Source organism: Spirosoma arboris (assembly GCF_009754945.1).
In the GTDB taxonomy this organism is placed as follows: Bacteria; Bacteroidota; Bacteroidia; order Cytophagales; family Spirosomataceae; genus Spirosoma; species Spirosoma arboris.
In genome coordinates this window covers 45,879-60,463 of record NZ_WPIN01000018.1, presented here as the reverse complement: position 1 = coordinate 60,463, position 14,585 = coordinate 45,879, and the positions used below count along the sequence as shown (strand labels likewise).

The window sequence follows — 14,585 nt, the reverse complement described above, 5'->3', positions numbered from 1 at the left end:
GAAAATTCGCTGTAGCCAATGCCAAAGTAGCCCATTAATTGATTTTCTTTTATCCCTATACGCTTAACAGCGCAGGGTCGGCAGAAAAACTACCGACCCTGCGCTGCAAACAACTTACGGACTGTTATGCTCAATTCACTTTCAGAACCTTTTGCAATACCCGCTCTCCATCCTGCTTAATTTCCAGGATATAAATCCCGCCAGCCAGTTGCGACAAGTCCATTTTAGCCGTGAAGGCATCGCCTGTTTTTGCGATTTTAGTTGCCTGATGTAGCCGGCCCAGACCAGCGTCAAACAGGTTAACCTCCAGCGGTGAATCGCTTACCCGTTCGGCATGAATGCTTACGAAACTGGCAGTAGGATTTGGGTAGACACGAACTGCTTCTGCCAGCGTTTTACCTTCGGTCGGCATTACAGCACCAACACGTGCATTGGGTGCTGCCGTTCCGGCCACCACAAAGATTGGGGTTTCGGTTACGGTGAGTTGTACCTTACCCTGATTTGTATTGACCGTTTGCAACGTCATATCAGTGCTGCCTACTTTAGGCGTATAAATCTGCGCCTGTGTAGCCGTGCCCAGATCCAGCGTATAGGTTGCCGTACGCCCTATCTCATCAGGAACGACCAGGACATAAGCCGATTTACCATCTTTCTCATACCGATCGACAATGGGATCATTGTTTGTCGTTTCCTTGTAGATATACTCCCCAAAAAGCTTGTTGGTTTGATATAGGAAATCAGCGGCAGGTCGGCGGGTTACGTTATCGCCATTAGCCAAGCCGGAGGTTCCGAACATGGCACCCGTGCCATTGTCATCGTAGAGTTGGTAGAAGAACAATTTCTCGATTCCCTTGCGGGCGTAGAACAGAGCTGTTCTCAAAATCCAGTCGCCCTGGGTTTCGAGTGCCGACTTATTGCCAATCGGAATAGCACGTATCGGGCTGCCCTGATTCACGTCATAACCCGCTTCGGTAATCCAGACAGGCATATCGTACGACAGCCGATGGGCTGTTTGTCGAAAATCATCGGCGATTCGATTGATGGGCGTCACCTCAGGAGCAGCCCCTCGTGTAGACGTTCCGCTCTGCGACGACGAGGTGTTATCGGAATACATGTGGTAGTTAATAATATCCCAGCATAAGTTAACGGTACCATCTGGGTTGTAGCCCCGATACTGTTTGCACCAGTCAACCATACCCTTCACATAATCGGAACCGGACGAAGCTGACGCCAGTCCACCAATAACCACTTTCACATTCGGATCAGCGTTTTTCACACCCACGCCAGGCCCCATTGTGTTTTTATTTCCATCGTAAAAGGCCGACAGGTTCGCGGCATATTCGCGGGCAGTCTGGTAGGCTTTTCGGCCTTTCCACCATTTATCACGTTCGTTATCGCACTCGATGTATTTGATCAAACCCAGTCCAATCTTGACCGAATTAGGCGTGTCGCCTGTCCAGCGAGGGGTTGAGTTGACGCTCAGCAAAGCTGGGTTGACGTTGGTATTGCTACCGTATCGAGCCATGTACTGAAAGCCTACCTTAGCCTGTTCCAGATACGAGTTAGGATCAGTCAAGTCCTTACCATAGCGTAGAGGCACATTTTCTCCATCGCGTTGATCCTGAGGATAGGTATTGGCAAGCCAGTCGGGTATTGTTTTCAGACAAGCCAATACGTCGATCCCTTCCGCTTTGCAGCGCTCGTACATGGCGTCAAAATTCCATCCTCCGCTTAGCGTCGGGTTATACGAATAACTACCTTCATTCGATTCCAGCTTGCTCCAGTCCATGTAGTGCCGGATACCTCCGAAGCTCTTCACGACGTTTACTTTCGCTTCATTGATCAGCCAGGGGGTATTTCCATCTGCAAAGTCCCATTCATAAGCATTTACCCCCAGCATATCTTTCAGCTTCACTGCCTTTGCCGGAGTTGGTGTAAATGTCTGCGTAGTGGGCGTATAGGAACCGTACAATTCCATTTCGGTTGGGAAAGCACCATAGGTGTTAATGACCAGATAGCGAGCGTTCGTTATGGGTTGATCCAGCATAAATTTAGCATCGCCAGACGTCGACCGATCTGGATAAGGTCCAACCCAACTGTCATATTGAGCTCCCGTGAACGTGGCAATGGGTATCCGCTGCCATTGATCGGTAATGATCGATACCGTCATCGGGTTACTGGTAAAGTCACCAGTAAAGTCGTAGAATTTCAGGCCCGCAATCGTCATTGACTCACCGGTCAGCAATGGGTAATAGGCATCGTAATTTGACAACACTTTACCCCAGCCGGTTTCCACGTTAACGTTCGTGATACCATCAAACAAGCCGTCCAATCCATTACTTACATTATTAAGCTGGTACCAACGCTTGGGATCAATCGGAATTTTCTGGCCTAGCGCAACAGCAGCGGCTGAATTAACAGTCTGCGTCTGGGTAACATTGGCAGCCGCCATAAAGGAAGTCGAAGCCACCTGCGACGCTGTAATTGTAGACGTTCCTGCGCCTACAATCGAGGCTTTCCATACACCAGTGGCATTCGAAACCGTAACAACCGATGGATTGGATGATGAAAAAGTTACCGGTGTTTCGCTGTTGTTAGTCGTTGCCACCAGGTTGAAGTCCGCATCGCCAACTGTTTTAGTAGGCAGGGCAGCAAACGTAACAACGGCGGGGCTTTGCACAGTACCTCCCTGTATGACGTTGAACCAGTTGAAATTCCAGGCACCCGCATTGGCATAAATGCGTAGTACCTGACTGCCGGCAGATAATGTAGCAGTGGTACTGACAGTCGTCCAGTTCTGCCAGCCATACGTACGAGGAACACTTACACTTCCCAACGTAGCACCAGCCTCCGATTTAATGGAAATGACACCATTGCCGTAACTGTTGGCCACCCGGAATTGGAATGTATATATCCCTGCTGAAGGTACAATAACATTGTAATCCATCCAGTCGTCATCGTCGATATAGCCCAGATTCAGGCCTCCCCCATCGTCGGAAGCCGTTTCGGGTCGCACATCGGTAGCTACGTCAAAACTCTCAGCCTCAATTTTTCCAGGTAGATTCCGACCGGGGGCGCCCTCAAACCAATTCAGGTTCCAGCCGCCTTTGACGATATAGAGTCGAAGTTTCTGGGTGCCCGCTGTCAGATGCGCTATGGCACCAATAGTCTGGAAATTTTGCAAGCCACCCGTTCGGGGCACATCGACCGATGCCGTCACCGTGCCATCGCTTTTGCGAAGTTCGAATTTTGCACCATCACTCCAGGCATTGGCCACCCGGAATTTGAGCGAATAAGCGCCCGTTGTAGCTACCGAAACGGTGTAATCCAGCCAATCACCATCGTCAATGTTACCGACGTTCAGCCCACCACCGGCATCCGAAGTTGTTTCAGTCTGGACACCCTGCATAGCCACATAATCTTCGGCTTCGATATGACCGGGCAATGGAGTGCTATTTTGAGAAACGCTGAACCAGTTGAAATTCCAGGTACCTGGATTAGTATAAATACGAATCACCTGGCTACCGGCGGCCAGGGTAGCCGTGGTGCTGATGGTGGTCCAGTTCTGCCAATCGTAGGTGCGGGGAACGCTCACACTTCCCAGCGTGGTACCGTCTTCCGATTTAATATAAATGACGCCATTCCCGTAACTATTGGCAACCCGAAACTTAAAGACATAATCCCCAGCCGCAGCCACATTGACGTTATAGTCCATCCAGTCGCCATCGTCGATATACCCCAGATTCTGCCCCCCTCCATCGTCGGAAGTTGCTTCAGGCCGTACATCGCTGGCAACGTCAAAGCTCTCGGCCTCGATTTTTCCAGGCAAATTCTGGCCAGCCGCCACGTCGAACCAGTTCAGGTTCCAGTTGCCTTTAACTACATAAAGTCGAATTGTCTGGCTACCCGCTGTCAGATGGGCCATAGCCCCAAGGGTTTGCCAACTTTGCAGGCCACCGGTGCGAGGCACATCGACCGACGCCAGCACCGTACCATCCACCTGACGCAGCTCAAATTTTGCGCCGTCGCCCCAGCCATTGGCCACTCGGAATTTAAAGCTGTACACGCCATTTTGAGGTACAGTCACCGAATAATCCATCCAGTCGCCATCATCGATATTGCCAATATTCTGGCCTCCCCCATCGTCGGAGGTTGTTTCGAGTTGGACACCTTGCATGCTGGCGTAGCTTTCGGCTTCGACATGCCCTGGCAGCGCACTAACGATTAGCTGATTGCTGTGTTCGACCAGGGCGAGAAAGTTTGTTAATCTATTCGTCAGGTAGTTAAACCTGGCAGAATTTGATAGAACCGTAACTGTTGCTGTGGCACAGAAAAGGCCAATGAAAAATAGAATTTTTTTCATTTCAATGATATTTGGGCGGCTAAACTAATGTAGATTATACTCGTTACTCTGGCACTTTTTTTGCGATAATCAGGAAGAATAATACTGGCAAAAGAGACACTACTATCCAGATAATCAGCACATTCATCAACATAAACAAATACAAAAATGGGATTATTTATTACATATTCCCATTTTTACGTATCAGAAATATAGTTACTTTTTATTTACACAAACAAAATAAAATAAACTAAAGCCAACTTTTTTGTAGATTTGTATGCTAATTTGGCTTTAATTAGTAGAAAATTACTAGACGCCCTATCAATAAATTATACACCTTCAAATAATAGGTCATGGTCAATCTGGTTTTATTCATCATAGCTATTTACCTGTTATTCAATGTTTTATATATTTTCATTTCGGCAATTTCCGGTCGTTTAGGGAAAGCCGACGACTCGCTGATCCTGCAGGATATACCTACACGGCGTATTGCCGTGCTTATTCCAGCCTATAAAGAAGACAGTGTGATCATAGGATCGGTAATTGCTAATTTAAAGCAATCTTATCCAGCGGCCTCATATGATCTGATTGTCATAGCCGATTCCTTCCGTCCCGAAACATTGGAGCGGCTTTCTACCTATCCCATCAAAGTTATACCCGTGCAGTTTGAGCAATCGACGGTTCAGAAATCCATTACTTATGCCTTAAACTCACTTCCTGACAACGCCTATGACATTGTCGTCATTTCTGATGCCGATAATCATATGGCCCCCGATTTTTTACAGCGAATCAATCAGGCATTTGAGAATGGATGGCAGGCAATTCAGGGCCATCGGGTGGCGAAAAATACCAACACGAGTGTGGCCATTTTTGATGCCATGAATGAAGAAGTAAACAATAATTTATTCCGGGCGGGCCAACGGGCGCTGGGCTTATCGGCAACGCTTATTGGCTCTGGTATGGGGTTTGAGCCAGTACTCATGAAGCGTGCGATGAATCAGATTCAGACCGTTAGTGGCTACGATAAAGAGCTTGAAATGTTGCTTCTGGTCGCGGGTATCAAGATAGGCTATTTACATAAAGCCTTCATCTTTGATGAGAAAGTACAGAATATAGCCGTGTTTGAGAAACAGCGTACGCGCTGGACGGCGGCCCAGGTCTACTTCATCAAAGAATATTTTGCGATAGGCATGCAACAACTGGTTCGTGGGAATATACATGCCTTCAATGCCCTGGTTAAATCATTATTATTGCCAAGAACGCTCCTGTTGGTAGCCGTATTCCTGTTTGTGGCAACAACCTTGCTCATTGGCACTTACACATTTCAACTGGTAGCTGGGGGCATGCTGGGACTCTTGGTGATAAGCCTGGCTTTGTCAATCCCGCTGTATTTGTGGCAAACAATTTCGATGCGTGACTTTTCGGTATTGCCTTCGCTCATCTTTAGCATGATGCGCACGTTATTAAATTTCAGGCAGGCAGGCAAAAAATTCTTACACACGCCACATACTGAACCTGTTGACCCGACAAAGGAGAAAGAAAATTACGAAGACTCTGTTGCCAAGCAGGCTTAATAGGGCTAGAGAGAAACCAGAAAGCACAACTACTAAAGGACCCCAAGCTCTAGCTGGTTAGCTTGACTAACTCCTGGCGAATTAAGGGCGTGGCCTGATCGAGACCTGTTTTAAATTGATTCCAGGTAGCCATAATATCATCGGTGTTCGCACCAGCTTTAGCTTGCGTTTCAATCGTACGCAATTTAGCCTCTAACGCCGTTAAGCCAACCATACCCACCCAGGGTAGCATCTTATGAGCAATCTGAGCTACTTCCGGCCAGTTCTGCTGATCGATTTCCGCTTCTATTTCATCAAAATCAGGAAAAACTTCATCAAGAAATAACTCAAAGAGGCTGGCAATCTGCTCATTATCGCCATCATATAATTCATTAAGTCTTTGGTAATCAATAATATGCAAAGCAACTGGGTCTGAGTCTGCCATAACCGTCAAGCACTATTTATTCTGAATGAATTATATTGAACTAAGCAAGTTTATAGGCCATTTTAAATTCTGTGGATTCTCAAACCTATCCGAGAATCCACAGAATCATAGCAAGTGCTAAATACTTAATTGGCGCTGGCTATACTTAGCGATTTTATTAAATAGATCTTTGGGATTAAACGGCTTCGTCACGTAATCGTCCATACCCACCAAAACGGCCCGATCCCGATTACTGAATGTAGCGGAGGCCGTTAAGGCAATAATAGGAATTGAGGCATTCATCTTTCTAATTTCAGCGGCTGCCGTATACCCGTCCATCACAGGCATCTGCAAATCCATCAATATTAAATCGTACTGCCCTACCTGGCATTTATCGACAGCTACCTGTCCGTTCTCGGCAGTATCTACGTCGATACCCCACTTATGCAGGAACTTCAACGCCACTTTTACATTAACAGGATAGTCTTCTACCAGCAGAATACGCAACCCTTTCAATGTTTTCTCATCGACAGCGTCTGGTGCAACTACGGCTACTGGAGCAGTATGGCTGATCGGCAAGTTCAATGTAAATGAGAACGTAGCTCCTTTGCCTTCCTGGCTTTGCACATGAATCTCACTCCCATGCAGTTCCAGCAATTTTTTGGTAATGACCAAACCTAGTCCGGTTCCGCCAAACTTGCGGGTTGTTGCCGAGTTGGCCTGGGTAAACATGGTAAAAATTGCCTGTTGTTTATCGGGGGCAATGCCAATACCGGTATCCTGCACAGACACATAGATCGAAGCCATTTCTTCTGTTCGATGCTCAAGTGCCAATTCAATGGTTACCGTGCCTTGTAGGGTAAATTTAATAGCATTCGATACCAGGTTGGTGAGTACCTGACCAATTCGAAGTGAATCACCAATGAGCGAATTGGGAATATCGTCGTCGATCATTAACCGAATGCGATTGCCTTTCTCCTGAGCTTTTGCCTGCTGCGCCCGTTTAATGTTCGAAATCAGTTGCTTGAAATCGAACGTAACTTCTTCCAGTTCAACTTTACCGGCTTCTATCTTGCTGAAATCCAGAATATCGTTGATTAAGGCTTGCAGATGCTCAATTGAAAACTGAAGGGTTTTCAAGTTTTCATTCATGGAAGGTGGCACTTCTTCCTGCAACATCAGATAGGTCATACCGACAATTCCGTTTAGCGGAGTTCGGATTTCATGACTCATCATCGATAGGAAATCCGACTTGGCCAGGGTTGCTTTTTCGGCCTCTTCTTTCGCTTGTCGCAATTCGGCTTCAATTGTTTTTCGGTGTTCAATCTGCCGTTGTAGAAAATTGACTAAGCCAACCAGATTATTGAGGTCAAAATCGGCAATGGCTTCACCCTCTGGAACTTCAATTAGCTCAATTGCCTCAATTAGCTTTTCAACGGATTGACGTCGCTGACTAACTTCTTCCTTAAGCTTTTGATTTATTGCACTGTATTCCCGATCGTTGACTAAGGCTGAATGTTCCAGCAATTCTTTATCACGATCAAAATTTTGATACGATTCATTTACTGCCTGAATAAACTGTTGCACGCCTTTATCCTGCAAACACGCTCCTGTCAGGTGCCGATGAATCTGACGGGATAATATCTTATGTAGCTTACTCTCTTCCATAATTTACTGTTCAGAAAGGATAGTAATAGTCATCGTTTGGTTATGAAGTTCGCCTGGCGAAGCCGGGCCTGCTGGAGCAATCTCGCCATAGGAATAAAAACCAGTCATATAGGGAGCACTACCGAAAATATCACACGCTACTTCTACTTCTTCTTCGGTACGTTGCCCTAGGACCAGCTTACGCCCGACGCAGCTAATCAATATTGCCAGTTCGGGCGTTTTCCCTAATTGCGTAAGCGCATTCTGAGCAGCCAGCGCCGAAGCCTCCACTAATCGATCAAGATTGGCCCGCATAAACCGAACACTCGCTCCTTCTGGAATATCGCCGGCAAACGTCATGCTTTTTGTTGTCTCATTGATCGACAGGATCGTCCGAACAAGTGGTTGAGAATCTGGCGTTATGCGGATGGATAAGGGGAAAAGCAGCGCCGATGCAGGCAACCCTTCAGCGTATCTTCCCAAATAGTCTTTATATAGATCCAGGGCGTCCCGGTCGTCAATCTGGTATAATTCATTATAGACAGACTTGGTCACTTCGCGCTCAGGGCCAAATACATCCCATCCGCCCATTGTACCATGCCCAATTTTCAAGTCAGTGCCGTACAACCCAATGCCAACTACTTTACCTGATGTTGGGTTCTGATTTGCACCAACCACTGTTCGTTCGAAGCGATCTGCATCACCAGCCAGACCGCCTATAACGGGAACAGGACGGTTTAGCCATCGATTACTAGCGCCTATTAACTCACTACCATTAACTACGCCCCCATCAGAAATGAGTATAATGGCGAGTAAATTTTCCTCATCCAGGGCGCGAGCTAGTTTCTCCCCTACCTGATAGCTTTCTTTATGATTACTAATATCAAACTGGACAGTTCGGACGGTTGTCTTTTCAAACTCAATGGCTGTAATAACGATTGTGTCATCATAGACCTTGTCGCCAATAATTTCTCCAGAAGTGGAGTTAATAACAATCTGAGCGGTGGGGTATAGTTGATACAATTGCTCATAGGTATTTGTGGCTTCCAGGAGCTTTCGTTCACCAAACGCCAACACCAAAGATGCTTTTTCAGGCAGAAAGCCTGGGGTTTCAGAAATTGATTCCCAATTGTTGTTCGAAAACTTTGCTTGCCTTAGCTTCATAAATATCTCTTATAAGAAATACACAACCACAGATTAGTCCATTTATTTAGTAACAAAACTACCCAAAAAAGTAATTAAATTTAAATTTAAAAGACATTGTCAACATTTATTTACTATTTCAGCAAATTAGCGAACAGAAAGGCAGCTAAATCCATAAAACTACTTCTGAATTTAAACTAATCAAGTTGACTTTCTAGTAGTTGAGTGTCGTTGGTAAACTACCCAGACGATTCTAAATGTTAAGCGGAATCGATTGTCCAATATGTATCCTGTATCTCGTAAAAGTATCCAATATCAGGCTAAAACCCAACTATCCTCGTCATTCCCAGATCCAAAACTTTAGGGGTCAACTTTTCTCCTTTTAGGCTGATCAACTGCTGAGACTCACTATATTCAAATCGCTGATTCCGTCTTACTTTTACTACCTGTTTTATCAACTTAATCAGCTTATGTCTTTTTCCCGACTCTGTCTACCCATTCTTTTTACTGTTCTATCTGCAACTTTATTACAAGCCCAGCCTCTGAAGTCTTCAGAAAAGAAATCGGGCAATCCCGTTTTTCCGGGCTGGTATGCTGATCCCGAGGGGGTTATATTTGGTAAAACGTACTGGATTTATCCAACCTATTCGGCACCGTACAACCAGCAGGTATTTTTCGACGCCTTTTCATCGCCCGATCTGGTAACCTGGACGAAACACAGCCGAATTCTTGATTCAACAGCCATAAAATGGGCAAAACGGGCGATGTGGGCACCAGCTATTCTTGAGAAGAGCGGCAAGTACTATTTGTTCTTCGGGGCTAACGATATTCATGATGATAAAAAAGAAGTAGGTGGTATTGGTGTTGCCATTGCCGATAATCCAGCCGGGCCATTCCGTGATTACTTAGGAAAGCCTTTAGTTGGACAGATTCACAATGGAGCGCAACCCATTGACCAATTTGTGTTTAAAGATAAAGACGGACAATATTATCTACTTTACGGTGGTTGGAGCCACTGCAATATTGCCCGCCTAAAAGACGATTTCACGGGGTTTCTTCCATTTCCCGACGGCACTATGTTTCGGGAAATTACGCCTAAAGGGTATGTGGAAGGTCCTACGATGTTCGTCCGCAACGGCAAGTACTATTTTATGTGGTCAGAAGGCGGATGGACTGGACCTAACTATTCTGTCGCCTATGCCGTTGCCAACTCGCCCTTTGGGCCGTTTGAACGGGTAGGCAAGATTCTACAACAAGATCCTGCTGTAGCAACCGGGGCCGGTCACCATTCGGTCATTCAGGTGCCCGGAGCCGACACCTGGTACATTGTTTATCATCGGCGCCCATTAACTGAAACCGACGGCAATCATCGGGAAACCTGTATCGATCAAATGTATTTTGATGAACAGGGGGCTATTAAACCCGTAAAAATCACGGTAGAAGGCGTGAAGGCACAGGCCTTAAAATAACAGGTGTTGTCTTTATGGCTAACATACCTGATTGCTAAAGTGAACAAAGGGGGTGGTTTCCATGTATCAATGAGATAAACTAAACGTAAACCGATTCGATTATGGGCAAAGGCGATCAAAAATCTCGTAAAGGCAAAATTTCGATGGGATCATTTGGCATCTCCCGCCCGCGCACATCAGACAGACTAACAGTCCCGAAAAAAGAACCAGAGCCAACTGGAAACGTGTAATTTCACTCCATAAAAAAAGTCGTTCATGAATCATGAACGACTTTTTTTATGGAGATTTTTAAGCCTCAACGGGTTTTCGTCCCACCAGTCTTGCGTTGTGTTGGAGTTACTTTCGTTTGGGGTGTCGTACCTGGTATTTCTGGTGCTGAAGGCACTACAGGAATAGGCTCAGATAAAGACACTGAACGCCGGTTACGTCCTTCATAGAAGATAACGAAGCCAATAAGCAAAATCAGTAATACGTTGCAAATCAAATCAATCGTGTCGCCTGTATGCGCTAATGGTGGATCAAACCGGAACTCAATGGTGTGTTTCCCCGCTGGAATACGCATGGCTCGTAGTACATAATCGGCCCGAAGGTGTGGAGCTGGTTTACCATCGATAAACGCCTGCCAATCTTCGTTACCTCTGTAGTAAACTTCCGAGAAAATGGCCAGCCCATCACGGGCCGCATTAGTCTGATAAATTAATTTATCGGGGCGATAGCTCGTCAGTTGAATCGTGCTACCTGTATGATCCATTTTGGCTGGCAGATTGCTGAGTTCAGCCGCAAATCGCTTATCCACCACTGCAGAGTCCCGAGGATTCAAGGTCTTCATCACGGCCATTTCTTCGTCGGCATTAGCCACCTGCTGCACATTTCCTACAAACCAGGCCGCACCCATTACGTCAGGATTTGGAATAGCGACGGGAGCAGCCTGCTGCTGTGGGTTAGCTGGATCGGGTTGGCCAGGCTGAATGACGTATTTGGCATTCAGCATATTCAGAATATGCAGCGTATTGGATTGAAATGCGTGATTAATCAGCTCATTATAGCGTCGTAGTCGGGTCGTGTTATACCCCCCAATTGATCGGTGGAAATACGATGTCCGATTGGTTTCCATAAAAGACCCCGTCGCATCGAACACCCGATAATCTGACGATTTATCCTGCAAGATCTGCTGATCGGCCGCAGTTGGCTCAAAAAGCACACTTGCCACTGTTTTTGAGACAAAATCAGCACTGTTCAGAAAGCGTTTATCGACCGAGAACAAATCGCAAACCACGATCGTCAATATCAATGGATAGAAGATCACTGATTTGATTTTATCGATAATGAACAGCCACACAGCACCAGCTGCCAATAGAATCATGATAATCGACCGAAACGCATCGGCCCGCATCAGACTTTGCCGATCGCTAATAAGCGCCCCCTGGAATTCTTTGCCTGCTTCGCCGAAGATACTGGATAAAATTCGGCCATCGTTTGGCGACTGAAACGAAAAGAACGCACCACCAAGCACAGCCAGTACGAGCGCAACACCTGCCGTAAGCCCCAGGCTAATCAGCAGCGGTTGCCGAAGTTGGGGCAAGGTCAATTTCTGATTAATAATCGTCTGAAGACCTAGAGCAGCACCAGCCGCAATAAACAATTGTGCCAGACAGAGGGCCATTGTCATGGCTCTAAACTTATTCAGGTAAGGCAGATGATCGAACAGAAACTCATTGAAAAACAACAGATTTTTCCCCCAGGCCAGCATGATCATCAATAAGGTTGCGCTTAACAACCACCAACGAATCGACCCACGAATCACGAACATGCCGAGTACAAACAAAAACAGGAGAGCTGCTCCGGCATAGGCTGGCCCGCCTACAATTGGTTGATCGCCCCAATAGGTTGGCGCGCCCAGTTCGGCCATTTGCTTGGCTGCCGATGGATCAATACCCCGGTTTGTCATCGCCTTATAAAATTCCGAATCAGTTGATAAACCTCCTCCCGATGAAGCACCACCAGCCGCATTCGGTATGAGCAACGTTAATGTTTCGGCTTTACCATAGCTATATGTAAACGCATAGTCTTTATCCAATCCACCTTTCGATTCACTACTCGGCGCCTTTCCATCAGGATTAGTTGTTTTAGCCGTCAACTCCGACTTGCCCCGGATCGTTTCTTTTGTATATTGATTGAGTACGAGCAATCGCTTCCCGAAGCTCCCAGCTCCCAGGCCAACCGCTACTGCCAGTGTGGCCAGACCAAGAACAAGCTGACGCCCTTTACCTGCCCGTACTAAGGCAATGCTCTCAATGAGCACATACAGCCCAATCGACATGAACAGGTAGTATGTAATCTGAATGTGATTGGCTCCTAATTCCATACACATAAAGAACCCCATCAGGGCAGCGCCAATCCAGTAGCGTCCCCTGAGTGCCAGAATGACACCCGCCAGCATGCCTGCTCCGTAGGCCAATGCGAAAAGTTTGGAAACGTGCCCAGCTTCGAGACTCACAATACTGAATGTGCCAAACCCATAAGCAGCGGCACCCAGTACAGAAAGCCACGAATTACAACCAAGTACAATCAGCAGAATATACATACTTAGCATCACCATAAAAATGATACTGGCCGTATTAGGCAATATGTCTACGACACTCATTACCGCTTTATAAACCAGAATATAAGGGTAATTAAAATCGATCATGTAGCCTGGCATTCCACTGAAAACCGCATCAGTCCAGAGGGGTTTTTGACCGGTCTGCTTGGTGATTTCGCGAATTTCACGCGCTGATGCAGAGGCTTCCTGCACATCGTGCATAGAAAGGGTTTTACCAGACAAAACCGGCGAGAAATAGATAATAGCCAGCACAAGTAGTCCCAGCACGGCAATCAGGTGTGGGCGCAGGCTTTGAAAAAGGGTTGGTTGGTTCATAAAATCAACTGATACGTAGCCCAAAGATACGGCTTTGTACCAAAACGGATAGGATGGCTGAGGATTGTTGGCAGGCGAAATTCCTGGCTTATAGGACTAAATGTGGTAAACTTCACTTGAAGTTACCTACCGCTTAATCAATTTTGGATTTTACCTAGGTAGACGCTCAATTGCGACTAATCTGCAACAGGAAATTCTAAAGTCAAGAGAAAAATTTAATCAACCTTCTCATTATCAATAATTTAAACAACCAATATATCAATATAATTTAATTTAATAGACTTATCGTTTAGCCTATGTACCTGTTATGGCAATCGTTCGTTCATGGTTTTTTTTTACTATAAAAAGTAACCAGATATTTAGCCACTAGTCTAAAAATTTAGAATCTAACCCATAAGTAATTCTAAATATAAATAAAATGAACGCTAAGCACCACCTACTTATAGTGGATGAAAATCCATATGTGGTAGATATACTGATACAAACGCTCAACAAAGATTTTAAGATTACAGTGGCCAATACAGGCCAAGAAGCAGCGCGTTTGTTAATCCAAGGTAATCGGTTCGATTGCGTACTTACTGAGCTAGATCTGGCTTTTTTTAATGGGCTTGAATTAACCAAGCTTATTCGAATGAGTCGGTTAGCGTCTCAGACACCCGTGGTCATTCTCTCAAATGTACCCGATAGCGCCACCCGTATTCAGTGTCTCGAACAAGGGGTCGATGCTTTTCTTGCAAAGCCATTTAATCCGCTTGAAGTTAAAGCTAAGCTACATGCTTTATTACGGCGTGCCGACTCTCCGATTGAAGAAACACTTAAGCGACCCGTTTCTGTAGGGATGCAGCCCGAAACAAAACCGTTTTGGCTGCCCAAATCCCGAATTCTTTCGATGCTGTTCGGCAGCTACTCTCTATCGCAAAGCGCGTAGTTTTTAACTAATTGAGGTGATACGTTATTAAAAGCACGCATCAGTTAACTCAATTAGTTAAAAACCTATGCCTATCCATTAATTCAATTCACAAAAGCCTTCCCCAGCTGAATCTGATAAAAGCACATCTACAATTCTGGGATTTTTTCAAGAAATAATACG

General features: G+C 45.8%; 9 protein-coding genes. 4 read left to right on the top strand and 5 right to left on the bottom strand.

Annotated elements, in window-relative coordinates; genetic code table 11:
* Nucleotides 1-130: 130 nt before the first annotated feature.
* Complete coding sequence (locus tag GO755_RS32395) at nucleotides 131-4,363, bottom strand: carbohydrate-binding protein (protein ID WP_157589592.1); 4,233 nt, start codon at nucleotides 4,361-4,363, stop codon at nucleotides 131-133.
* A gap of 332 nt (nucleotides 4,364-4,695) precedes the next feature.
* Between GO755_RS32395 and GO755_RS32390 the strand changes: the two genes are divergently transcribed.
* Nucleotides 4,696-5,916 (top strand): glycosyltransferase, encoded by a 1,221-nt coding sequence (locus GO755_RS32390; RefSeq protein WP_157589591.1) that lies wholly within the window; start codon nucleotides 4,696-4,698, stop codon nucleotides 5,914-5,916.
* A gap of 49 nt (nucleotides 5,917-5,965) precedes the next feature.
* Here GO755_RS32390 and GO755_RS32385 read toward each other — a convergent pair whose 3' ends face one another.
* From GO755_RS32385 to GO755_RS32375, 3 genes are all read right to left on the bottom strand, one after another.
* A complete protein-coding gene (locus tag GO755_RS32385) occupies nucleotides 5,966-6,340 on the bottom strand; it encodes an Hpt domain-containing protein (protein WP_157589590.1) in 375 nt (124 codons plus the stop codon).
* 117 nt (nucleotides 6,341-6,457) lie between these two features.
* On the bottom strand, nucleotides 6,458-7,987 hold the full coding sequence (locus GO755_RS32380; RefSeq protein ID WP_157589589.1) for an ATP-binding protein: 1,530 nt from the start codon (nucleotides 7,985-7,987) through the stop codon (nucleotides 6,458-6,460).
* A gap of 3 nt (nucleotides 7,988-7,990) precedes the next feature.
* Nucleotides 7,991-9,130 (bottom strand): FIST signal transduction protein, encoded by a 1,140-nt coding sequence (locus GO755_RS32375; RefSeq protein ID WP_157589588.1) that lies wholly within the window; start codon nucleotides 9,128-9,130, stop codon nucleotides 7,991-7,993.
* Nucleotides 9,131-9,579: 449 nt separating this feature from the next.
* Between GO755_RS32375 and GO755_RS32370 the strand changes: the two genes are divergently transcribed.
* The gene (locus tag GO755_RS32370; protein WP_157589587.1) at nucleotides 9,580-10,578 is read left to right on the top strand and encodes a glycoside hydrolase family 43 protein; all 999 of its coding nucleotides are present in this window, start codon (nucleotides 9,580-9,582) and stop codon (nucleotides 10,576-10,578) included.
* A 101-nt stretch (nucleotides 10,579-10,679) separates the two neighbouring features.
* Nucleotides 10,680-10,808 (top strand): 30S ribosomal protein THX, encoded by a 129-nt coding sequence (locus GO755_RS42235; protein ID WP_157589586.1) that lies wholly within the window; start codon nucleotides 10,680-10,682, stop codon nucleotides 10,806-10,808.
* Between the two features lie 65 nt (nucleotides 10,809-10,873).
* On the opposite strand, the gene GO755_RS32360 is transcribed toward GO755_RS42235, so the two are convergent.
* Nucleotides 10,874-13,495, bottom strand: a complete 2,622-nt coding sequence (locus GO755_RS32360; RefSeq protein ID WP_227687175.1) for a hypothetical protein — start codon at nucleotides 13,493-13,495, stop codon at nucleotides 10,874-10,876.
* Nucleotides 13,496-13,913: 418 nt separating this feature from the next.
* Between GO755_RS32360 and GO755_RS32355 the strand changes: the two genes are divergently transcribed.
* Complete coding sequence (locus GO755_RS32355; protein ID WP_157589585.1) at nucleotides 13,914-14,423, top strand: response regulator transcription factor; 510 nt, start codon at nucleotides 13,914-13,916, stop codon at nucleotides 14,421-14,423.
* The last annotated feature ends 162 nt before the right edge of the window (nucleotides 14,424-14,585 follow it).